Here is a 22,860-nt window from a genome sequence, read left to right on the forward strand (position 1 = left end):
CTGAAAAGCAGCAGATTTACAGTCTGTCCCCATTGGCCACTCGGGAACACGCCCAAATTCTGTTCACGTCCATTGCCGGACGACTTGTTTATTTTATCAGACTGCGGGCGATTTGTCAACTACTTTTTTCGGATTTTTGCAGCTTTTCTGCGGAAGCTGTCGGCAGGATCAGTTTTGGGTCAGATGTTTCCGGCGCTCGTAATCCCGCAAAGCGGCAATGGCTTCGCCGGACATGGGGTATAGGGCAATGAGGTTGAATATGGTCATCAGGCCGATGCCCACGTCGCCCAGGTCCCACACCACGGTATAGGCTTCCAGGCCGCCCACCATCAGCATGACAAGGGCCAGCACTTTATAGGCTGTCTGCCAGCCCCAGCGGTCGCCAAAGAGGTACGCCACATTGGAGCGGGCATAGAACAGGATGCCGATGAAGGTGGAGAAGCTGAACAGCGCCAGCGTGACGGCAATGAACACCACGCCAAAGCTGCCCAGATGGTACTGCGCCGCTGCCTGCAGCAGGTCCATGCCGGTCAGCCCAGTGGTGACATTTGCGGGAGCCAGCAGCATCATAAAGGCAGTGCAGCTGCAGATGACCACCGTGTCGATCAGGACACCCAGTGCCTGCACAAAGCCCATCTTCACAGGATCATCGCAGGAGGCAGCCGCTGCCGCACAGGGGGCCGAACCGCTGCCTGCTTCATTGGAGAACAGGCCGCGCTTGACACCGTTCATCAGCACCGCGCCAAAGCCGCCCGCGGCCACCTGCCGCAGGCCGAAGGCTTCCGAGAAGATGCGGCCCAGCACAGCGGGCAGCTGACGGAAATTTACCGCAATGATGATGACCGTCATCACGAAATAGCAGACCGCCATGATCGGCACGATAACATCCAGGCTTTTCACGGTGGCATCCTTGCGCAGGACAATGACCGCCGAGAGCACCACCAGCACCACCGTGGTCACGATGGGCGGGATGGAGAACGCATTGGCAAAGGCAGAGCTGACCGAGTTGCTGATGACCTGGCTGATGCCGCACCAGCAGATGAGGCCCGAAATGGCAAACAACACCGCGATGATGGAATGATGCAGCTTTTTGCCCCGCTTGCGCTCGGCCAGCACATGGATGTAGTAAGCTGGGCCGCCGCGCTGACCGCCATAGAGCGGGTCGGGCTGCCGGTACTTCTGGGCCAGTGTGGATTCCACAAAGGAGGTAGAGGCCCCCAGCAGGGCCGTGACCCACATCCAGAACACCGCACCGGCACCACCGGCAGACACTGCCGCCACCACGCCCACCAGATTGCCCATGCCTACCCGGGTGGCCGTGGAGACGATGAGCGTCTGAAAAGAGGAAAGGCTGTCCCTGCTCTGGTTCTTTTCGCAGACAGCGGCGATCATATCCCGGAACAGCCGCACGGGCAGCAGCCGGGTGCGCAGGGTGAACAACACGCCCGCCGTGAGCAGCAGCACCGCCATCAGCGAAATGCCGATGCCGCCGCCCACCGGCAGGGTGAACAAATCACCCCAGAGCAGGTTGTATACCGTTTCGATCAAATGGGACATTCTGAGGAGCCTCCTGTTGTGTGATTACTTTATTATAATACAGCACTTCAGGTTTGTAAATCAGAAAATCCCAGCGCAAGGAAAATAAAAAATCCGAACCCTTCTCCTATCGAGAAAAGGTTCGGATTTTCATTGTTTGGTGCGGATAAGAGGACTTGAACCTCCACCGAGTTGCCCCGATTAGAACCTGAATCTAACGCGTCTGCCAATTCCGCCATATCCGCATATTCTGTTTTGTTCGCGGGCCGCTCGGCTCGGAACGTTAGTTATTATACCACAGCCACAAGAAAAGTCAAGCACTATTTTCAAAATTGTTCGACAAAAAAATGCTCTAAATTTCGGGCACTCCGTACAGGGGCATTTGGGCCGGAATATGGTACAATAAAAGCTGACCGTCCGGCCTGTATGCCGCCGGGCGAGTAATGACGGAATGAGGGAAACCGAATGTTCAATGTTCTGATCTTCATCATCGGCGCGGGCATCATGTTCTACATGGGCCTGCGCAGTGTGCTGCAGCGCCGCCGCTTACAGCAGAAGGGCCAGCGTGTGGAGGCCCGGGTGGCAGGCACCGTTCAGAGCCGGGACGGCGCGGCTTATCTGCTTGAGTTCGAGACCGAGGGCGGCAGCCACCGCCTGCACTACCCCAAAGCCGCCAAGGGCAAGGGCTTTGCCAGCGGGGAAACGGTCACGCTGTACTACGACCCCGAAGATCCCGAAAAGATGTATGTGGAGGGCGACCGCTCCGTTCTGGGGGCCGAGGTTCTCTATTTCTGTCTGGCCGTTGTGCTGCTGGCACTGATGGTCAGCTTTAGCCGCTGAGAGGAGGTCACCGCAATGGTATTGGAACATATCGGAATGCCCCAGCCCGGGGACTGCCGGGTGGTATTCTCCGCCAGCGCCGAAGAGCTGGAAGCGGCCATTCAGGCCGAGCAGGCCGCAGAGAACCCGCCGCAGACGGAAGAGGACCTGCTGACTGCCGCCGTGAACCGGGCTATCCTGACCGGTTTTTCCACATTATATCAGGAGCTTGTGGAAAAAGAGCATCTGGTGCCCGTAACCGATCCGGATTTTGAGCTGCTGGCCGTCAACCGGGCCGAAGGCTTCCGGGCGGGAGCAGAGTTCTACTGCCTGCCGCCGCTGGAGCTGGAACGTTACACCGGCTTCACCCAGCCCATCCAGCCCCGGCCCATCCGGCAGGTGAGCATTGAACTGGAAGTGAACACCCGGCACGGCGATGAAGACCGCGCCGCCGATGCCGCAGGCAAAACGGCCCTGCGCCAGCAGGTTGCACGGGAGCTCTATGCCCAGCGCTGTGCGCAGGCCAAGACACTGGCCCGCCGGGAGCTTATCTTCCAGCTGGGCGGCTGTGTCAAGGGCACCCTGCCCAAGGACCTGGTCTCCGGCAACTATTTTGCCGAACAGCGGAACTTCAACCTGCGGCTGCAGGCCAATAACGTCAACTTTGACCAGTACCTCAAGGTGCGGGGCCAGACCGTGGAACAGTTCCGCATTGAGCTCCACGCACAGGCAGAGCAGAAGCTGCGGGGCAGTCTGGGCCTTCTGATGGTGGCCGAGCGGGAACACCTCTGGCCCACCGATGCCGAGGTGGAGGCCGCACTGGCACACTGGAAGGGTGAGCGCACCTTCCCTGCCAACGATTTCCGCAAGGTGCGGCAGGGCATCGCCAGCCAGCGGGCGGCAGAGTTCGTGGAAGCCCACTCCACCCTGCTTCCCCCGCCGGAGGAACCGGTGCTGGAAACCATCGCATAAAAAATGGGAGATGCCGCTACCGACATCTCCCATTTTGGTTTTTTCAGGTCTCCACGCCCTCGAACTGGCTGTTATAGAGCTTGGCATAGAAGCCGCCCTGCGCCAGCAGGGTGTCGTGGTCGCCCTGCTCCACGATGTGGCCATCCTTCATCACAAGGATGACATCGGCCTCACGGATGGTGGACAGGCGGTGGGCCACGATAAAGCTGGTGCGGCCCTGCATCATCCGGGCAAAGGCAGCCTGGATGCGCACCTCGGTGCGGGTGTCGATGGAGGAGGTCGCCTCGTCCAAAATCAGCATGGGGGGCAGGCAGAGCATCACGCGGGCGATGCAGAGCAGCTGCTTCTGACCCTGACTGATGTTGCCGCCGTCCTCAGCAATGACAGTATCGTAACCCTTGGGCAGACGGCGGATGAAGCTGTCGGCGTGGGCCGCTTTGGCGGCGGCAACGATCTCTTCCTCAGTGGCATCGGGCTTGCCGTAGGCAATGTTCTCCCGCACGGTACCGGCACGCAGCCAGGTCTCCTGCAGCACCATGCCGTAGCTTCCGCGCAGGGAGGCGCGGGTCAGGCTGCGGATATCGTTTCCGGCCACCTCAATGGAGCCGCCGTTGACATCGTAGAACCGCATGAGCAGGTTGATGAGGGTGGTCTTGCCGCAGCCGGTGGGGCCGACGATGGCGATGCGCTGGCCGGGCTTCACATCCAGATTCAGGCCCTCGATGAGGGGGCGGTCCGGCAGGTAGCGGAAGGAAACGTCCTTCAGCTCCACATGGCCGTCGGTCTCCAGCACCTTGGCGTTCTCCGCCTCGGGCACCTGGTCCTCGGCATCCAGCAGCTCGAACACACGGGCCGCGCAGGCCAGTGCGTTCTGCAGCTCGGTGACCACGCCGGAGATCTCGTTGAAGGGCTTGGTGTACTGGTTGGCATAGTTCAGGAAGATGCTCAGCTGGCCGATGGTGATGCCGCCCGCCACAGCGTAAACGGCACCCACCAGACCGACACCTGCATAAACGATGTTGTTCACAAAGCGGGTAGCGGGGTTGGTCATGCTGGAGAAGAAGATGGCCTTCAGGCTCACGCTCTGCAGGCGGCCATTCACCTCGTCAAAGGCGGCTAGGCTCTCGGCCTCATGGCCAAAGGCCTGCACGACCTTCTGGCCCTCGATCATCTCGTTGACCAGGGCGGTCTGCTCGCCGCGCACGGTGCTCTGGCCCTGGAAATACTTGTAGCTGCGCTTGGCAAGGAAGCTTGCCACCACCAGACTCAGCGGGGTGATGCAGACCACCACCAGCGTGATGGGCACATTCTCACCGAGCATGAACAGCAGGGTGCCAAGGATGGTCAGCACGCCGCTGAACAGCTGGGTAAAGCCCATGAGCAGGCCGTCCGCAAAGGTGTCCACATCGGCGACCATGCGGCTGACGATATCGCCGGAGGGGTGGCTGTCCAGATAAGAGAGCGGCAGGGTCTGGATCTTACGGAGCGCGGCGTTGCGCAGGTCCCGGCTGACCGAGAAGGTGATGCGGTTGTTGCAGACACTCAGCAGCCACTGGGCAAATGCAGCCACCACGGCCACGATCACGATCTCCACCACGATGCGCAGAACACCGTTGAAGTCCACATTCCCCTTGCCCAGCATCATATCAATGGCGCTGCCGCAGAGGATGGGGATATACAGCTGGGCAGCCACGCTCACAGCGGCCACGATCAGACTGCACACCACAAAAAAGCCGTAAGGGCGGATCTTTTCCAGCACCCGCCGAAGCGTTGCGTTGCGCTGTTCCGGGGTCAGCTTACTCTTTGCTTTTGCACTCATTTCTGCGCATCCCCTTTCTTGAACTGGCTGGCGTAGATCTCCTCGTAAACGGGGCAGTTCTTCAGCAGATCGGCGTGCCTGCCCAGACCCACCATCCTGCCGTCATCCAGCACGATGATCTGGTCGGCGTGCTGCAGACTGGCGGCACGCTGGCTCACGATGAACACGGTCAGGTCACCGGGCAGAGCGGCCAGCGCCTTGCGCAGGGCCGCATCGGTGGCGTAGTCCAGCGCGCTGGCGCTGTCGTCCAGGATCAGGATCTCGGGCTTGCCCACCAGCGCACGGGCAATGGTCAGGCGCTGCTTCTGGCCGCCGGACAGGTTCCGGCCGCCCTGCTCCACAGGCTCGTCCAGCCCAAGGGGCTTTGCCCTGACAAAATCCGCAGCCTGCGCGGTCTCCAGTGCGGCCCACAGATCAGCGTCCGCCGCGTTCTTGTTGCCCCACAGCAGGTTGGAGCGGATGGTGCCGCCAAACAGCTGGGCTTTCTGCATCACGACCGCCACACTGCCGCGCAGAGCCGCGCGGGGGTACTCCTGCGCCGGACGGCCCAGGATCTCCACGGTGCCCTCCGTGGCATCATAGAAGCGGGGGATCAGGTTGATGAGGCTGGATTTGCCGCTGCCCGTGCCGCCGATGACACCAATGGTCTGGCCGCGCTTCGCGGTAAAACTGATATCGGTCAGGCTGGGGGCACCGGCACCGGCGTAGGTCAGGCTGACATGGTCGAACCGCACAGCATCCCCGGCCTTATCCGCAGGTGCCTCGCCCTTAAGGGCCGCGGGGAACTCCATGCCCGGTTCGGTGTCCAGCACAGCCTGCACACGGCCGGCACAGGCCAGCGCCTTGCTCACCTGCACGATGAGGTTTGCCAGTTTGACCAGCTCCACCAGGATCTGGTTCATGTAGTTCACCAGCGCGATCACATCGCCGGAGGCCATGCCGCCCACATTGATCTCGATGCTGCCCACATAGAGCAGAGCCACGATGGCCAGATTGATGATGACGTAGGTCAGCGGGCTCATCAGGGAGGAGATGTGGCCCACATGGAGCTGCATCCGGGTCAGCAGGTCGTTGGCCGACTCAAAGCGGTCGATCTCGCTCTGCTCCTTATCAAAGGCGCGGACCACGCGCACACCGGTCAGGTTCTCGCGGGTCAGGCCCAGCACACGGTCCAGCCGGGCCTGGGCCGTTTTGTACAGCGGGTTGGTGATGACCATGACCCCGAACACCACCACGCTCAGCAGCGGGATGGCGACCACAAAGATCCAGGCGGCCCGCACATTCACGGTGAACGCCATGATCATGGCACCAACCACCACGAACGGGCTGCGCAGGAACAGGCGCAGGAAGAGGTTCAGACCGCTCTGCACCTGATTGATGTCACTGGTCATGCGGGTGATGAGGGTGCTGGTGCCCATGGTATCCATCTCGGTAAAGCCAAGCCTCTGGATGTGCTCAAACAGGGCATGGCGCAGGGAGGTGGAATAGCCCACCGCCGCCTTGGCCGAGAAATACTGGGCCGTCAGGCTGCAGGCAAGGCCCACAACGGCCAGCAGCAGCAGGATGCCGCACCGCACAAGGATATAGTGGAAATCATGTGCTGCAATGCCCACGTTGACGATGTCTGCCATGACCAGCGGCACAAACAGGTCGAACGTGGCTTCCAGCATCTTGAACAGCGGTGCAAGCACAGCCTCGCGCTTGTAGCCGTTCAGGTGGGTAAGCATTTTATTCAAGGGGTGATTCTCCTTTCCCAGTGATAGCGGGTGTAAACTTCACAGTTCTTTATTATAGTACAGGAAATGCAAAAAAGCCAGTTCAAATCACGCCATTGCGCACTGTGCCCTGCCAGAACAAGGAAAGGGACTGCCGCACAGGGGGAGATCCCAGTGCAGCAGTCCCTTTTCATAGGAGGTAATGATTCGGAGAACAATGAGCGGCATCGGGCTTCCGGGCCTTTTTGTAGCGGTACATCTCCCGGTCGGCCCGGTTCTTCACAGCCAGCACGTCCTCCCCCAAAAAGGGAGCTGAACCAAAGGACACCGTGGGCAGAAAGTCCACGGCTTTTCGCCGCTGTTCCAGCTGGCGTACAAACTCCTGCGCGCACTGGGCCTCCCGGTCTGCGTTTTCCATCAGCACACAAAACTCGTCACCGCCGGTGCGGTAGCAGTAGCCGCTGCGGGCATAGGCTTTTTTGATGCAGCGGCCGATCTCGGCCAGACAGATATCTCCCTGCAGGTGGCCGTAGCGGTCGTTGATCTGCTTGAAATCGTCCACATCGAACACCACCAGCACCCCACCGCGGCGGCGCATCTCAGCAGTGCGGTTCAGATAGCTGTTCTGGTTCAGCAGCCCGGTAAGGGCATCCAATTGGTTCCACATCTCGCTGCAGTAGATAAAGTACAGCACCGACAACAGGGTAACGCACAGCCATGTAACGTGAAGCTCCGGCAGTGTCACCTGAATGATGGTCTCAATGAGCAGAAAGAACATCAGAGGGTAGATCAGCGCCCGGCTGCGGTTCTGAAATTCCCGCGCCGTGACGAAGGTGGACACCGAGAGATACACGATGGCCGCAAAGTACATGATGATATAAATATAGAAGTATTGCCCGCGGGAATAAACGTTGTCGGCGCTGACGGAGAACACCAGCCCGGCGGGGATGGACAGAGCAAGGAACAGCAGGTAGCACGCCTCGCAGCACACCGCCGCCCTGAACCAGCGGTTCATCCTCTTTTTCCGGTCCATGACATACACAAGGCAGAGACACACTCCCGGGGACAGGCCGAACCCCAGATAGTTGGACAGGATGTTCAGCCAGCGGTAGCCCGCCGGGGTGCCATCCACCACCAGTGTCACCACCTCCAGCACCGAGATCACCGCGATCAGCGCAAAGGCAAAGAAAAATCCCTGCTTCTGCTTTTTGTTCAGGGACTCGCTGAGCTTTGTGAGGATGCACATGAAGCTCAGCACAAAAAGGTCAATGGCCGTTAATACATAAAAATATCCATTCATTGTGGCTTGTTTCACCCTTTGGACTTCTGTGATCTGGTCAGCGCGCCGACCACCTCACAATGGGCGGTCTGGGGGAAGAGATCAACAGGGGTAAAGCCCTCGGCGCGGTAGCCTTTGGCGGTCAGGAGGGCAAGATCACGGGCCATGGTCTCAGGATTGCAGCTGACATAGACCACCCGTTTGGGGGCCATGCGGGCCACGCTCTCGATGAACTGGGGGGTGGAGCCTTCGCGGGGCGGGTCCATGAAAATGACATCTGCTCTCTGCCCGGCGGCCGCCGCTTCTGTGATCCACTGGGTGGCATCGGCGGCAAAGAAGCGGGCGTTTTTCACGTCGTTGTGCCTTGCGTTGCCGATGGCATCCCGGACAGCGTCCCGGTTCAGCTCCACGCCCACCACCTGCTTTACCCTGCCGCTGGCGGTCAGACCGATGGTGCCAATGCCGCAGTAGGCATCCAGCACCACCTCTTTGCCGGTCAGGCGGGCGGCTTCCACAGCCAGACCATACAGCACCTCGGTCTGGTCATGGTTGATCTGGTAGAAACTCCGGGGGCTCAGGGCATAGGTCTTGCCGCAGAGGGTATCCAGAATGAAGCCCTTGCCGTAGAGCACCTTTTCCTCTTCGCCCAGCACCACGCTGGTGCGGCGGGGGTTGTAGTTCTGCACCACGGTGGTCACGGGGACATGGCGCTTTTCGGCTTCGGCCAGCAGAGCACGGACAAAGTTTTTTGCCCCGGGCAGAACCGGCTGGGCGGTCACCAATACCACCATCACCTGCCCGGACACCACGCCGCGCCGCAGCAGGCAGTGGCGGAGCAGGCCGGTGCCCTTGTCCTCATTGTAAGGCTGGTAACGGCAGGTGCTGGCCGCCGCCCGCACCGCCTGCATCACGGTGTCCAGCACTTCGTCCTGCAGCAGGCAGCTTTCCACAGGCAGCACTTTATGCGTGCCTGCCGCATAGATGCCGGACACCAGTTTCCCGCCGGGGCCCGCTGCAAAGGTAGAGATCACCTTATTGCGGTAATGGCAGGGGTTTTCCGCGCCCCGGATGGGAGCCACCGGGCCGTATTTCCCCACCAGCTTACGGACAGCGGCTTCTTTTTGTTTGAGCTGCTCGGCATAATCCAGCCCCAGCATCGGACAGCCGCCGCATTTTTTTGCTTTCAATCTGCACTCCATCGTATATCCTTCCGCCTCTTGACAAAACAAGAAAAAATCACTATACTACAAATAGAAAAGGCACTGCGACAAGCGGTTAGCCCTAGTGGTTTAAGTTTTGGTTAGAAAACCGTCACCGTGCAGGGTGGCGGTTTTCGCTTTTCACCTTGATGGTAAATACCAGTCCAAAAATATGGAACGTCAAAGTAATAGGCATCGCTCTCACCTCCTTCCGGAAGTGTGGGCTAACCGCCTGCCGTTATGTGCAGTACCTTTTCGCATTTAATTTTAACACATCTTTCGACCGAATGCAACGAAAAAGCTCCCGTAATGGGAGCTTTTTCGTTTTTCCGTCACCCATAGGGATCGTACAGGTCATATTCTTCTGCCTCCTGATGCTGCTCCTCCAGCACCCGGATGGCCTGTTCCAGCTGGCTCTGGGAAGCGCCGCTCTCGCTGGCAAGGGCGCGGACCGCTTCGGGCAGGCTGCCGCCGAACAGGGTATCCATCCGCTGGCGCATGGCCGCAACGCAATAGGCCCGGCGGGTGACCGTGGGCAGATAGGTGTTCTGGCTCCCCGCCTTGCCGCCCTTGACCCAGCCCTTTTCCTCCAGACGGTACAAAAAATTGAGCACCGTAGCCGGAGCCCAGCCAGTGGCGGTCAGCTTTTCACTGATATCCCGCCGGGTGGCCGGGGCGGTGCAGTCCCAGAGCGCCAGCAGCACCTGCTCCTCGGCGGCAGAGAGTGGTTTCAGTCTGTCCGAAAGTCCGTACACCGGTTTCACCTCCGATTTTTTCTTTTACATTTGTCTTATTTCAATACGATTATACCACACCCGGCACAAACAGGCAAGCAGTAAAAGTGAGGAGCCATGCGGTAAAACCAGCATATTTTTACATTTGTCTTAAAAAGTGTTCTTTATTCAAAGACAGTTGTGTGTTCTGTGCGTTCAAGGCAGGCAGAGCAGTCCCATCTTTGTGCAAAGATGCTCTTGTTTTTGCACCCCCGGAACCGGTATACTACGGACAAATCAAGCACACACCTGCCGCAGATGAGAGCGGCGGTACGGATAGGAAAGGGAGAGTTCCATATGGCACGAGTATACAACTTCAGCGCAGGCCCCAGCATGTTACCGGAAAAGGTGCTCCGTCAGGCACAGGCAGAGCTGCTGGAATACGGCGATTCCGGCCAGAGCGTGATGGAGATGAGCCACCGCAGCAAGTGGTTCGATGCCATCATCACTGAAACCGAAGCCACCCTGCGCCGGGTGATGAACATCCCTGACAACTACAAGGTCGGTTTCTTCCAGGGCGGTGCCACCCAGCAGTTTGCCATGGTGCCCCTGAACTTTATGACCACCGGCAAGGCCGATTATCTGGTCACCGGCAATTTCTCGAACCTGGCTGCCAAGGAGGCCGCCAAGTTCGGCGAGGTGAAGATCGTTGCTTCCAGCAAGGACAAGAACTTCACCTACATCCCCGATGTCAACGCCATCGACTACGACAAGGACGCAAGCTACATCCACATCTGCCAGAACAACACCATCTTCGGCACCCAGTACGTTGAGGTACCTCAGGTGGAGGGTGTGCCGCTGGTGGCGGACATGAGCTCGATGATCCTCTCCAAACCTGTGGACGTGAGCAAGTATGGCTGCATCTACTTTGGCGTGCAGAAGAACGTAGCCCCCGCCGGCATGGCCATTGCCATTGTCCGGGACGACCTGCTGGGCCACGCCGCCGACACCGTGCCCACCATGATGAACTACACCACCCTGCTGGCCAAGGACAGCATGTACAACACGCCCCCTTGCTGGTGCATCTACATGACCGGCCTGGTGCTCAAGTATCTGGAAAACGACATCGGCGGTTTGGAAAACATGCAGAAGATCAACGAAGCCAAGGCCAAGATCCTGTACGATTATCTGGACGGTCAGGAGTTCTTCCACAACCCTGTGGAGCACCGCTACCGCAGCACGATGAATGTCACCTTTACCAGCCCTGACCCTGACATGGACAAGAAGTTCTGCGCCGAAGCCGCCGAAGCCGGTTTTGTCAACCTGAAGGGCCACCGTCTGGTGGGCGGTATGCGTGCTTCCATTTATAATGCAATGCCCACCGAAGGTGTAGAGAAGCTGGTGGACTTCATGGAGAAATTCCGCAAGGCAAATGCCTGATTTGTGTATAGGAGATAGGAAAGTATGTTTACGATCAAGACCCTGAACGCCATCAGCCCGGTGGGCCTGGCAAAGCTGAACAAGAATCTGTTTGATGTTTCGGTGGACACCGATGTCCCCGATGGCATTCTGGTGCGCAGCGCCGACCTGCTGAACACCACCTTCAACGACAACCTGCTGGCCATTGCCCGTGCCGGTGCCGGTGTGAATAACATCCCGCTGGATCGCTGCTCGGAGCAGGGCATCGTGGTGTTCAATACCCCCGGTGCCAACGCCAACGCCGTGGCTGAGCTGGTCATTGGGATGCTGATCGCAGGCAGCCGCAATGTGGCCGCCGCCGCCCAGTGGTGCCAGGGCCTGACCGGCGACCCCGCCATGGCCAAGACCGTGGAAAAGGGCAAGAAAAAGTTTGTGGGCAACGAGATCAAGGGCAAGACGCTGGGTGTCATCGGTCTGGGTGCCATCGGTTCCCGGGTGGCCAACTGCGCCATTGAGCTGGGCATGGAGGTCTACGGCTACGACCCCTACATCTCCATTGATGCCGCCTGGAACCTTTCCAGCCAGGTACACCACTGCGTGAACCTGAACGACATGCTCCCTCTGTGCGACTACATCACCATCCATGTTCCCTACCTGCCCACCACCAAGGATACCATCAACACCCAGACCCTGGCCCTGTGCAAGGACGGCGTGAAGATCCTGAACTACGCCCGCGGTGAGCTGGTGAACACCGCAGCTCTGCTGGAGGCCATGGAGACGGGCAAGGTCTCCGGCTACATGACCGACTTCCCCACTGAGGCCATTCTGGGCAAGCCCGGCATCGTCTGCACCCCGCATCTGGGTGCTTCCACGCCGGAGGCCGAGGACAACTGTGCCGCAATGGCCGCACTGGAGATCAGCGATTACCTCAAGAATGGCAACATCACCCACTCGGTGAACATGCCCGAGGTGCACCAGCCCCGTGCAGGCGGCAAGCGCATCTGCATCATCCACAAGAACGAGCCCGGCATGATCAGCCAGATCACCGCCCTGACCACCGAAGCGGGCCTGAACATTGAAAACATGGTGAACAAGAGCAAAAAGAACATGGCTTACACCATGCTGGATGCGACCGGTGCCGTGGACGGCAGGCTGGCTGAGAAGCTGGCCGCCATCCCTGCTGTCATCCGGGTGCGCATCCTGTAACACTGCCAACCCTTAGCTTTCCCCTCGCCCCATCTGTTCATGGGCGGGGGGATTTTTTTGTAGAACACCCCGCCGTCCCTCCAGGCAGGTCTGCTGATATAAAAATCCCCCCTGCCGTTATACAGCAGAGGGGAGAAAGAAGATCAGAGTGTTTACAGCTTCTTGCCAGTCAGGAGCTCATAAGCTTCCTCGTACTTGGCAATGGTCTTGTCGATGACATCCTGAGGCAGATCGTAGTTGCTGTCGGGATTGGCCTTGAGCCAGTTGCGGACGAACTGCTTATCGAAAGAGGGCTGACCGTGGCCGGCCTCATAGCCCTCCAGCGGCCAGAAGCGGCTGGAATCGGGGGTGAGCATCTCATCGCCCAGCACCACGTTGCCGTTCTCATCCAGACCAAACTCGAACTTGGTGTCGGCAATGATGATGCCGCGGCTCAGGGCATACGCGGCGCACTTCTTGTACAGGGCAATGGTGTAGTCCCGCAGCTTGGTGGCGTAGTCCTCGCCGTGGCCGGGGAACTGCTTTTCCAGCACCTCGATGCTCTTTTCGTAGCTGATGTTCTCATCGTGGTCGCCGATCTCAGCCTTGGTGGAAGGAGTGTAGATGGGCTCGGGCAGCTGCTGGGATTCCTGCAGGCCCTCGGGCAGGCGGATGCCGCAGACGGTGCCGTTCTGCTGGTAGCTGGCCCAGCCGCTGCCGGTGATGTAGCCGCGCACGATGCACTCGATGGGCAGCATGGTCAGCTTGCGGCACTTCATGCTCCGGCCCTCAAAGGCAGGCGTGCGGAAGAACTCGGGCATATCGGCGGTATCCACGCTCAGCATGTGGTTGGGCAGAACATCCCTGGTGTAGTCGAACCAGAACCTGCTCATCTGGGTCAGCACCTTGCCCTTGTTGGTCACTTTATTTTTCAGGATCACATCAAATGCAGAGATACGATCGGTGGCAACCATAATGAGGCTGTCGCCATTGTCATAGATCTCGCGGACTTTGCCTTCCTTGATGGGCTTGAATTCAGTCATAGCAAACACTCCATTTTTCCTGATAGCTCTTTCATCAACGTCCTCGCCCGCTCCGGCATTGCAAAGCAATGAAGGACAGGGTGAGCCGTTTTCCGTTTACCTATTCAGTCTATCACACTTACTGTCCGTTTGGAAGAAACAGATTCCAAGGAAAATCGCTCGCAATTTTCGATTTCTTCGTGAAAAGTGTCAAAAATCAGCAACATTTTTCGTCGAATTGACGGCTAAAGTCGTACTTTCCCGGTTGACAGCGGCTCAGAACATGGTATCATTGAAGTATCAGAATTCAACTGCATCAGGAGGTAAGACCTATGGGTAAATTCCCGAAAGACTTTTTGTGGGGCGGTGCCACTGCCGCCAACCAGTGCGAGGGCGCTTACAACGAGGGCGGGCGCGGCCTGTCCAGTGTGGACGTGGTACCCTTTGGCCCCGACCGCTTCCCCGTGGCGCTGGGCCAGCTGAAGATGCTGGACTGCGATGCCGAGCACTTCTACCCCTCCCACGAAGCCATTGACATGTACCACCACTTCAAGGAGGACATCAAGCTCTTTGCCGAGATGGGCTTCCGCTGCTACCGCCTGTCCATTGCCTGGACCCGCATCCTGCCCAACGGCGATGACGCGCAGCCCAACGAAGAGGGCCTGCGCTTCTATGAGGAACTCTTTGATGAGTGCCACAAGTACGGCATTGAGCCGCTGGTGACCCTGTGCCACTTTGATACCCCCATTGCCCTGATCAAAAAGTACGGCGGCTGGAAAGACCGCCGGATGGTGGATGCCTACGCCCACTACTGTGAGGTGCTGTTCCAGCGCTTCCGGGGCAAGGTCAAGTACTGGCTGACCTTCAACGAGATCAACATGCTGCTCCACATGCCCTTTATGGGAGCCGGTCTGCTCTTTGCGCCCGGCGAGAATGTGCAGCAGGTCAAATATCAGGCCGCTCACCACGAGCTGGTGGCCAGCGCAAAGGCCGTCAAGCTGGCCCATGCCATCATGCCCGACGCCATGGTGGGCTGTATGCTGGCCGCCGGTCAGTTCTACCCTCGCACCTGCGCCCCTGCCGATGTGCAGGCCGCTGCCGAGGCTGACCGCGACAACTACTTCTTCATTGATGTCCAGTCCCGCGGCGAATACCCTGTCTGGGCCAAAAAACGGATGGAGCGTGCAGGCATTGCCCTGCAGGTGGAGCCGGGCGACGAGCAGCTGCTGAAAGAGGGCACTGTGGACTTCATCTCCTTCAGCTACTATTCCAGCCGCTGCGCCACTGTGGACCCCGAACTGATGAACAAGGCCAGTGGCAATGCCATCATGGATGCCGTCAAGAACCCCTACCTCAAGGCCAGCGATTGGGGCTGGGCCATCGACCCGGTGGGTCTGCGCATCACCATGAACAGCCTGTATGACCGCTACCAGAAACCGCTCTTCATCGTGGAGAACGGTCTGGGTGCGGTGGACAAGGTGGAAGCAGATGGTTCCATCCACGACACCTACCGCATCGACTACCTGCGGGCCCACATTGAGCAGATGGAAAAGGCCATCAACGAGGATGGCCTGCCCCTGCTGGGCTACACCACCTGGGGCCCCATCGACCTGGTCAGTGCTTCCACCGGCGAGATGAAGAAGCGGTACGGCTTCATCTATGTGGACAAGGACAACGAGGGCAAGGGCACGCTGGCCCGCAGCCGGAAGGACAGCTTCTACTGGTATAAAAAGGTCATCGCCTCCGACGGCGAAGATCTGGCCTGAGCCAACTGTGAGGAAAGGAATCATAGCACAAGATGACGACACCCCAAATCATTGCGCACCGCGGTGCATCCTATCTGGCCCCTGAGAACACGCTGGTCGCCTTCCGCAAGGCGATGGAGATTGGCGCGGACGGCGTGGAAATGGATGTACAGAAGACCTACGACAACGAGCTGGTCATCCACCACGACTATATGGTGGACATGCACACCGACATCTCCGGCCAGATCTACGACCTGACCATGGGCGAGCTGAAGGCTCTGGATTTCGGCAGCTGGAAAGATGCCATCTACGCCAACGAGAGGATCGCCACGCTGCAGGAAGCGCTGGAGCTCTGCGCTGGCATGGAGGGCACCCAGGTACAGCTGGAACTGAAAAGCCCACTGGAGGACGACCCCGACTTTGTGCCCCGGGTGCTGGATGCAGTCCGCGCCGCCGGGCTCACCGATCGGCTCACCCTCATCTCCTTCCACCACTCTCAGCTGCGGCAGGCAAAGCAGCTGATGCCCGAGCTGAAGGTAGGCGCGCTGACCTACGGCGCCTTCCTCAGCATGGTGCTGCCTCCGCCGGTGGTGTGGAAGGATCTGGGTCTTGTGAACAGCATGGACGAGCCCTTCAGCGAGGAAAACTGCATCGACCTGCGGAACAATCTCATCTACCGCACGGTGGCCGACAAGGTCGATATGCTCCGCGCCAACTTCCCCGGCGAGACCGTGGAGCAGGTCATCGGCCATCTGGAGGAGCAGGCGGATGTGGCTGCCTACATCAAAACGCTGGATTTCCCTGTGGACATCGTCAGCTGCGAGTACCACACCGCCTATTCCAACCCCGAGCTTGTGAACCAGCTCCACGCCATGGGCATCCAGGCCGCGTTCTGGACCGTGGACACCCAGGACGCTGTCCGTTCCCTGCTGCCCCTTGGCCCTGACTGCATCGTCACCAACCGGCCTGACCGCGTGCGGGAATGGGTGAATGAGGAAATAAAAAAATAAGAAAATAACAAAACGTTCCTGTGCAGGATATCAAAACTGCACGGGAACGTTTTGTTATGTCAGAATGCAAAAATCATTATGAAAACATACCGGCCGTTTCTGCTTCTGCCGGTCTTACTGTCGGTATCTGGAATATAATGATCCCATAGGTCATTTCATCGATCTGTACGCTCGCAAATCCGACCTGAACTTTTGCACTTTCAAACTCACGCTCAAGCGGTTCTATCTGAACCACATGATCGTTAATTTCTTCCAGAATCAACCGTCTTTTTATCGATTCATAATACTCACTTTCATACGCAACGTTTTTGAAATATGAAACTTAATAGGCATTCGTATCGCCGTTTTTCACCAGTTCTTGGCTCAACTCGTTTGACACGGTATCCAAATGCGCACCGTCTCAACTTCCCGAACCACTTCCACAACCTTTTCAGGCGTACAACTCGTCAGACAAAGCGCAACCAGGATGCTGGCAAAAATCGTTGCCGTACATTTCAGCATCTGTTTCATGATAGTCTTCTCCTGTCACCGGCATTTTCAATCTAACGAAACGACTTCTCCAAGGGGATGCTATATGCTCATAATACCGGTTATTTTGTCGATTTGTCAACAACCAGATCATTTCAGACATCATTTTCTCTTTTTCGACAGGAAAAAGCTCACGATAATATCGTGATTGCACAAAAAAGTGCCTCAAAAAATTTTAACAAGATGCTTCTCTGCAATCCGTTCTGAACCGCCTAATGAAACCATGTCTTTCCCCGCTCTCTCCAAAGTGAGAAAATAGTACCATAAAAAATGTATTTTTGAAGCAGTCTGAAAAATGCAGAGACACAGCAAGGAGGACTCCATGGAGAAGCAGCCCTCCAATCGTGCAGAAAACCAGATACGTCCCTTTACTGTCGGCAGAAAGAACTGGCTGTTCAGCGACACGCCTGCCGGTGCAAAGGCCAGCGCGGTGATCTACAGCATTGTGGAAACTGCAAAGGCAAACAGCCTTGTGCCCAGAGATTATATCCAGCTTTCCGCATTCTGCCATAACAAAGCTCCCCCGTGCAGCTTTGTTATGGTCTTTTAACGGTTAATTACAAATTTTCTTTGGTGCGCTCGAGGGAACTCGATTCCCTGGCCCTCTGATTAAAAGAGCCCACCGGGCAGAACACTCTGATTTTGAAACTTTCGAGCTTTCGTTATTTTTGTGCAAAGCATCGTGATTTTTCACTATGTAATTTCTGCATCCTTTGTCGTATTTTGCAAGTCAGAGTGCCCCTTGCATCCCTTGAAACAGTGCAAAAACAGTGCAGAAACCATGCACTTACTCTGGGACAAATGAAAAATAATGATTTTTGATCCATGACTTGATGGCGGTTTGAGTGACCGCAAAGTCAAATTTGATACACGGGAAGAAAAATGCCCACTCGTCTGAGAAGTTCTCAGGGGAGTGGGCATTTCTGTATAATGGCATTTTGTATATGTCACTTGCCACTTTTAGCATGGAGGTTGCCATTTGAGGAAAGAAGTTTCTGCTTTTTTATATGGCAAGTTTCCGCACTTCCCGCATTACTTTCCGCACTTTCCCTACAACTCCGTGGTGCTGTCTGCGGTCTCTGGCGGCTGCTTTTCTCCACAAAGCATGACCTTGGCAGAGAAAACGCCATTCTGATGGGTAAATGTGCTTGCACCGCCGGTCTTTTCTGCAATATGCTGGACAGACTGGATGCCGATCCCGTTTTCCCTTCGCTTGGAAGAGCGGAACACCCCGCTTTTTTCGTGAACTGCGCCGTCAAATGCGTTTTCCACTTCGACCAGAAGAAGCCGCTCGGCATGGACATACGCGGTGATCGCGATCTTGCGCCGGGCGGGTGCGGTGCGCAGGCTGGCTTCAAATGCATTTTCCAGAAGATTAGACAGCACCAGACACAGATCCATCTCGTCCACAGGAAGCACCTGTGGTAAGTCGAGTTTGGCACAAAAGGGAACACCCTCACGCTTTGCAAGGGCGCAATAATGGCCGACGACACTGTCCGCTGCACGGTTTTCGCAGAAATTCATATCCAGATCCGGAATCCGGGAGACCGTTTTTGCAAGGTAAGCCTTCAGGTTATCCAGATCTCCTGCCTCGGCCAGTGCGGAGATCTGATTCAGCTGGTGGCGCATATCGTGCCGCGCCTGCCGGGCTTCTTCAATGGCGGCTTTCAGGCTTTCATAGCGCTGCTGCTGCATGGAAAGAAACTGATTTTCCTGCTGCAACCTCGCATTCCGGTTAAGGCTGTTTGCCATCAGCAGAAAGATCGCATTGAACATGAACATCAGAAACAAAAGCGCGATGCTCATAACGATGTAGACCTGCAAGACCCGCCCTGTCCGGAGCGTTATCTGGTAGCGCGGGGTTATAAAAAGGTTCAGCAGGATGAACACCAGCGGCAGTACCCAGAACACATACCACGTCTGCGCAAAATTGTCATCCTCCACCATTGCGCGTACTGCGTGGGTGGCGGGATAATAGGCTGCGGCAGTGATCAGCCAGCAGACCGCATTATAAAAAATGCAGGCAGCAAAACAGAACCACGGCTTATCCGGCGGCAGCTGCTGCCGCAGTGTGATCGCCGTGCCGATGGCGCGGGATAAGCTGTTCAGGCAGGCGAACACCGCGCAGACCGCCAGCGCAATCGTTCCGGACTTCCAGAGAGAGGTCTGCAATGTTTTGACATACAGAAGGCTCGCCGCAAGTGTGATAACCAGCAGGGGGAGCGCAGTCGGGCTGTTGAAACAATAGCAAAGCAGTCCGCCGCCAAGGCAAAGCCCGAGCAGCAGCGGCACTGCCCCTGCTGCAAGCTTTGCGGGCGACAGCTTCAGATAGGAACCTACCGGAAAATACGCGAGCAGCAGGCCGGGAAACACAACGGTAAACTCCAGGATCGGGCGCAGAACATCCTTCAACCCACACGCCCCCTTTGCAGCAGAAATTCCATAAACGCCTGTCGGGCGGCTTTCAAAAGCTCCTGACTGACATAGACCTGGCTGCCGTCCGTCATACAGAAGGCGGCATCCTGAAAATCGGCAGCATTCTCCATATTGATGATCGTACCGCGGCCACAAACAAAAAAGCGCGGGTCCTTTTTGAGCGGCTCTGTGAACGCCTTGAAACTCTGGCGCATGGCAAGCGTTTTGCCGGCAGTGGTGCGGATATTGATGATGTGGGCGAAATGCTCGGCGGATATGATATCACGATAGCGCAAATGGATGTCGCTGCCATCCACCTTCACCGTCAAAACCGGCTCCGGGCGGGGGAGTTTTGCGAGCATTTCATCCAACAGACCGGACAACTCGGCCTCTGAAAAGGGCTTGACCAAATAATGAAATGCCCGTACCTGAAACCCCTCGAGTGCATGGTCTGTCGAGGTGGTGGTAAAAACCAGAAGACAGTCTGCGTCTGTTTTCCGAAGTTCCTTTGCCGCGTCCATGCCGCTTAAACCATCCATGTAAATATCCAAAAATGCGGCGGTAAAGCGCTGCGCTTCTTCTGCCGCCAGAAAAGCTTCTCCGCTGTCAAATTCTAAAAGCTCTACTTCTGTACCGCGCTGGCGCAGCTGCCGTGCCAAGCGCTCCTTCAGCAGCGTGCGCTCCGTACCAAGGTCATCGACGATCGCAAATCTCATGCTGTACCAAGAAGCTATTGTTATAGCTTCCAACCTCCTTTATAAACTCTTTCATCCTGATTATAGCACAGTTGCCTGGTTCTGTCGCAGCAGAAAACGGGATTTCGTGACGGAAACCGGGCTTTCGTGCCAAATGCCTTGAAAAGGCTGCGCCTGCCCGTATACTGAAGGCAGAAAAACCCCCAACGACGGCAGAAGGAAAGGAGGGGTGTTGTGCATCGAATCGCCGTGCTGACAAACAGCATGGCGCAGGAAGCCTTTTTAGCAGAGCAGCTCCTACGGTTCTGCGCCGAGCATTGTTTGTTTCCCCAAATGGATTGTTACCGCGATCAGGAAAGCTTTTTTGAAGCCGCACACAACGAGCCGCTGACCAATGCCTTGATCGCCCTGCCGGGTGTCGATGGCTTGAACGCGGTAGAGCATCTGCGCACACTTTGTCCCCAAACGCGCATCATCTGGTGCAGTGACCTGAATTTTTCGCTCCACGCCTTCCGGCTGCGCGCAGACTACTTTCTGCTGGAGCCAGTGACCGAAGCCGCTTTGCGGCAGGGTTTTTGCATCTGGCTGGATCAAAAAAATCCGGCAGAGCAGCGCCGACCTGACCGCAACGAACACAACAAGGAGAACGGTTTATGAAAAAGAGAAACATCGTCCATTCTGCGTTAAGCCTGTCGCTGACCGCAGCATTGTGCCTTTCCATGGCTGCCTGCGGCGGAACACAGACGCCGGCAGACAGTGCTGCCGCTTCGCAGCCCGCTGCCCCGTCCGCTGCGGTACAGCCCTCTTCAGCGGAACAAGCCTCTGCGGCGCTGCCGGTAAAGGCTCTGAACCCCAAGCAGGTAGAGGAAAACCCTTACATGGCCAAGAGCGATGCAAACATTCATCACGATGGCTACAACACCGACTCGACGGATGAGATCCTGCCGCTTGCCATCTATCCGGAGATCAACGTTTCCTATGAGACGACGAACGCGAACGCTTCGCCCGCCATCTACTTTGACAGCTACGGTCATGCCGTTGTGCCGCTGCTGGGCGGCATCGCCATCCGAGACCTGAACGCCGACGAGACAAAGACGCTCGGCTATTTCTCCCCCAAACAGCATGACGGCGGCGGTTACGTTATCCAGAGCTCCTATACCTTCCTTGACGAATCCAACCGCATCGTCTGCCCCACGAGCAACAACCATGTGCTGATGCTCCGCGCAACGGATGAAAACGGCAATGTTCTGCCGGAATTTGAAAAGGTGCTGGACATTGATATCAAAGCTGCTGCCGAGGCCGCGCTTGGAAAAGAACTGACGCAAAATCTTCTGTCCGTGGTCTTTGACTATGACGGAAACCTCTGGTTTGCAACGGGAGGCTTCCGCATTTATCCGCAGCGCCAGCAGCAGGGCGTCATCGGCTATATTGCCCGCTCGGCCATTGATGCGATCCTGAACGGCGAGCAGACAGACCTTTCAAAGGCTGTCTTTGTCTACGAGCTGACCCCCGGCGAGGGTGCCGAGAACGGCATCGCCGCCTCCAAGGACGGTGCGGTGATCCTCACCAACCAGAACTGCTATCTTCTGCGTGCAGAAGAAGGCGTAGACGTTGTGTGGTGCACGCCCTATGAGAGCGCGGGTGCAAAGGTGAGCGGCGAAGGCGATAAGACCACCGGCGGCGGTCTTGCATGGGGCGGCGGCTGCTCTCCCACCCTGACGCCGAACCTTGTGCTGTTCACCGACAATCAGGACCCCGTGAACCTTCTTGCGCTCGATATGAAGACCGGCGAGGTGGTGGCAAGCACCCCGGTGCTGGATGATCTGCCCGAGGGCTATCAGGTAGCCGTTGAGAACTCTGCCATCGTCTATGACGACGGCAATGGCACCGTCAGCACCATCGTCTGCAACTGGTTTGGCGCGGGCAATGCAGGTCTGGCGGACCCCAACAACGACTCCTCCATCCAGAGCTACGCTAATATTTACGACCAGAACTGGCTCATGAAGGGCAACGTTATGATCGCCCCCGGCATCGAGCGCATGGACACCGTAAAGACCGCAAACGGCTACGAGATGAAGAGCATCTGGAGCCGGAACGACCTGAGCGACACTTCCATCCTGAAGCTTTCCACCGCAACGGGCTATATCTACGGCTATGTGCAGGATGTGACGACCGGGATGTGGCAGTACATCATTCTGGACTTTGAAACTGGCGAGACTGTTTTCACGATGGATGTTTCCAACAAGTACGGCTATAACAACATGGCCATTGGAATGTATGCCGGCAACAGCGGCAATGCGCTCTACTGCCCGACGGGCTATCTGGAACTGCTTCGTTTGCAGGACCGTTTCGTTTATCTGCCCGAAATGCCCTACCGCAAGGTCGAGCTTGATCAGGCGGCAAGAAACGTCCTTTCGCAGGAGCGGTTTGCGCAGGACGGCGGCGAAGGCACCGTTGCAAGCTGGCGCAACACTGTGACCGTCCGCAACGTACATCCCAACACCACGGTAGCTTTCCGTATGAACAACCTGTCCGGCAGCACCTCCGGTCTGACCCTCTACGCCTATGGCGTGGACGGCAAGCTGGCAAAGGTCGATCCTGCACTGTGGTCGATCACAGACGAGGACGGCAAGGCTGTAACGGAACTTACCGCCGGTACGCTCTATGAGCTGCACGTGACCGTCGCCGATGGCGGCGCGCTCGACCTGAGCGAGGCGGAAAAGGAGATCAGGCTCTCCGTTGTACTCGGAAAATAAACATAAAACGCCCGCCCACCGTGTCCAAATCTC

General features: G+C 57.3%; 18 protein-coding genes, 1 tRNA gene and 1 pseudogene. 9 read left to right on the top strand and 11 right to left on the bottom strand.

Going from position 1 to position 22,860, the window contains the following annotated elements:
• Window positions 1-168: 168 nt before the first annotated feature.
• Together J3352_RS12695 and J3352_RS12700 are read right to left on the bottom strand one after the other, a co-directional pair.
• Window positions 169-1,557 (bottom strand): sodium:alanine symporter family protein, encoded by a 1,389-nt coding sequence (locus J3352_RS12695; RefSeq protein ID WP_156066803.1) that lies wholly within the window; start codon window positions 1,555-1,557, stop codon window positions 169-171.
• 137 nt (window positions 1,558-1,694) lie between these two features.
• A tRNA-Leu gene (locus J3352_RS12700) sits at window positions 1,695-1,781 on the bottom strand.
• 220 nt (window positions 1,782-2,001) lie between these two features.
• Here J3352_RS12700 and J3352_RS12705 point away from each other — a divergent pair.
• Window positions 2,002-2,376 (top strand): DUF3592 domain-containing protein, encoded by a 375-nt coding sequence (locus J3352_RS12705; protein WP_156066805.1) that lies wholly within the window; start codon window positions 2,002-2,004, stop codon window positions 2,374-2,376.
• 15 nt (window positions 2,377-2,391) lie between these two features.
• On the top strand, window positions 2,392-3,327 hold the full coding sequence (locus J3352_RS12710) for an FKBP-type peptidylprolyl isomerase (protein ID WP_156066807.1): 936 nt from the start codon (window positions 2,392-2,394) through the stop codon (window positions 3,325-3,327).
• Window positions 3,328-3,370: 43 nt separating this feature from the next.
• On the opposite strand, the gene J3352_RS12715 is transcribed toward J3352_RS12710, so the two are convergent.
• From J3352_RS12715 to J3352_RS12735, 5 genes are all read right to left on the bottom strand, one after another.
• A complete protein-coding gene (locus tag J3352_RS12715; protein ID WP_156066809.1) occupies window positions 3,371-5,146 on the bottom strand; it encodes an ABC transporter ATP-binding protein in 1,776 nt (591 codons plus the stop codon).
• Window positions 5,143-6,882, bottom strand: coding sequence for an ABC transporter ATP-binding protein (locus J3352_RS12720; protein ID WP_304999670.1), 1,740 nt, complete (start codon window positions 6,880-6,882; stop codon window positions 5,143-5,145). The genes J3352_RS12715 and J3352_RS12720 overlap by 4 nt, the downstream gene beginning before the upstream one ends.
• Window positions 6,883-7,051: 169 nt before the next feature.
• On the bottom strand, window positions 7,052-8,161 hold the full coding sequence (locus J3352_RS12725; RefSeq protein WP_197036542.1) for a GGDEF domain-containing protein: 1,110 nt from the start codon (window positions 8,159-8,161) through the stop codon (window positions 7,052-7,054).
• 11 nt (window positions 8,162-8,172) lie between these two features.
• Window positions 8,173-9,339 carry a 23S rRNA (uracil(1939)-C(5))-methyltransferase RlmD gene (gene rlmD, locus J3352_RS12730; protein ID WP_156066813.1) on the bottom strand — a complete coding sequence of 389 codons (1,167 nt, stop codon included), beginning with the start codon at window positions 9,337-9,339 and terminating at the stop codon, window positions 8,173-8,175.
• 332 nt (window positions 9,340-9,671) lie between these two features.
• Entirely contained in the window at window positions 9,672-10,094 is a 423-nt protein-coding gene (locus J3352_RS12735; RefSeq protein ID WP_156066815.1) for a BlaI/MecI/CopY family transcriptional regulator, read from the bottom strand.
• A gap of 315 nt (window positions 10,095-10,409) precedes the next feature.
• Here J3352_RS12735 and serC point away from each other — a divergent pair, with 315 nt between their 5' ends.
• On the top strand, window positions 10,410-11,492 hold the full coding sequence (gene serC / locus J3352_RS12740) for a 3-phosphoserine/phosphohydroxythreonine transaminase (protein ID WP_035393327.1): 1,083 nt from the start codon (window positions 10,410-10,412) through the stop codon (window positions 11,490-11,492).
• 24 nt (window positions 11,493-11,516) lie between these two features.
• Complete coding sequence (locus tag J3352_RS12745; protein WP_156066817.1) at window positions 11,517-12,677, top strand: phosphoglycerate dehydrogenase; 1,161 nt, start codon at window positions 11,517-11,519, stop codon at window positions 12,675-12,677.
• 152 nt (window positions 12,678-12,829) lie between these two features.
• On the opposite strand, the gene J3352_RS12750 is transcribed toward J3352_RS12745, so the two are convergent.
• Entirely contained in the window at window positions 12,830-13,699 is an 870-nt protein-coding gene (locus J3352_RS12750; protein WP_035393334.1) for a phosphoribosylaminoimidazolesuccinocarboxamide synthase, read from the bottom strand.
• A 311-nt stretch (window positions 13,700-14,010) separates the two neighbouring features.
• Here J3352_RS12750 and J3352_RS12755 point away from each other — a divergent pair, with 311 nt between their 5' ends.
• Together J3352_RS12755 and J3352_RS12760 are read left to right on the top strand one after the other, a co-directional pair.
• Window positions 14,011-15,444, top strand: coding sequence for a 6-phospho-beta-glucosidase (locus tag J3352_RS12755; protein WP_097786457.1), 1,434 nt, complete (start codon window positions 14,011-14,013; stop codon window positions 15,442-15,444).
• A 32-nt stretch (window positions 15,445-15,476) separates the two neighbouring features.
• On the top strand, window positions 15,477-16,433 hold the full coding sequence (locus J3352_RS12760) for a glycerophosphodiester phosphodiesterase family protein (RefSeq protein ID WP_097786458.1): 957 nt from the start codon (window positions 15,477-15,479) through the stop codon (window positions 16,431-16,433).
• A 363-nt stretch (window positions 16,434-16,796) separates the two neighbouring features.
• On the opposite strand, the gene J3352_RS12765 is transcribed toward J3352_RS12760, so the two are convergent.
• Window positions 16,797-16,943 (bottom strand): hypothetical protein, encoded by a 147-nt coding sequence (locus tag J3352_RS12765; protein ID WP_156066819.1) that lies wholly within the window; start codon window positions 16,941-16,943, stop codon window positions 16,797-16,799.
• Between the two features lie 355 nt (window positions 16,944-17,298).
• On the opposite strand from J3352_RS12765, the pseudogene J3352_RS12770 reads away from it, so the two are divergent.
• Window positions 17,299-17,451 (top strand): annotated as a pseudogene (locus J3352_RS12770) (transposase); the annotation flags it as partial.
• Window positions 17,452-18,011: 560 nt separating this feature from the next.
• On the opposite strand, the gene J3352_RS12775 reads toward J3352_RS12770, so the two are convergent.
• Window positions 18,012-19,373, bottom strand: a complete 1,362-nt coding sequence (locus tag J3352_RS12775; protein WP_156066821.1) for a sensor histidine kinase — start codon at window positions 19,371-19,373, stop codon at window positions 18,012-18,014.
• The gene (locus J3352_RS12780; RefSeq protein WP_347562997.1) at window positions 19,370-20,125 is read right to left on the bottom strand and encodes a LytTR family DNA-binding domain-containing protein; all 756 of its coding nucleotides are present in this window, start codon (window positions 20,123-20,125) and stop codon (window positions 19,370-19,372) included. The genes J3352_RS12775 and J3352_RS12780 overlap by 4 nt, the downstream gene beginning before the upstream one ends.
• 180 nt (window positions 20,126-20,305) lie before the next feature.
• Here J3352_RS12780 and J3352_RS12785 point away from each other — a divergent pair, with 180 nt between their 5' ends.
• Window positions 20,306-20,728, top strand: coding sequence for a response regulator (locus J3352_RS12785; protein WP_197036543.1), 423 nt, complete (start codon window positions 20,306-20,308; stop codon window positions 20,726-20,728).
• Window positions 20,725-22,827 carry a hypothetical protein gene (locus J3352_RS12790; protein ID WP_156066823.1) on the top strand — a complete coding sequence of 701 codons (2,103 nt, stop codon included), beginning with the start codon at window positions 20,725-20,727 and terminating at the stop codon, window positions 22,825-22,827. Before J3352_RS12785 ends, J3352_RS12790 begins: the two co-directional genes overlap by 4 nt.
• The last annotated feature ends 33 nt before the right edge of the window (window positions 22,828-22,860 follow it).

Origin of the sequence: Faecalibacterium sp. Marseille-Q4164 (genome assembly GCF_017377545.1) — a bacterium.
In the GTDB taxonomy this organism is placed as follows: Bacteria; Bacillota; Clostridia; order Oscillospirales; family Ruminococcaceae; genus Faecalibacterium; species Faecalibacterium duncaniae.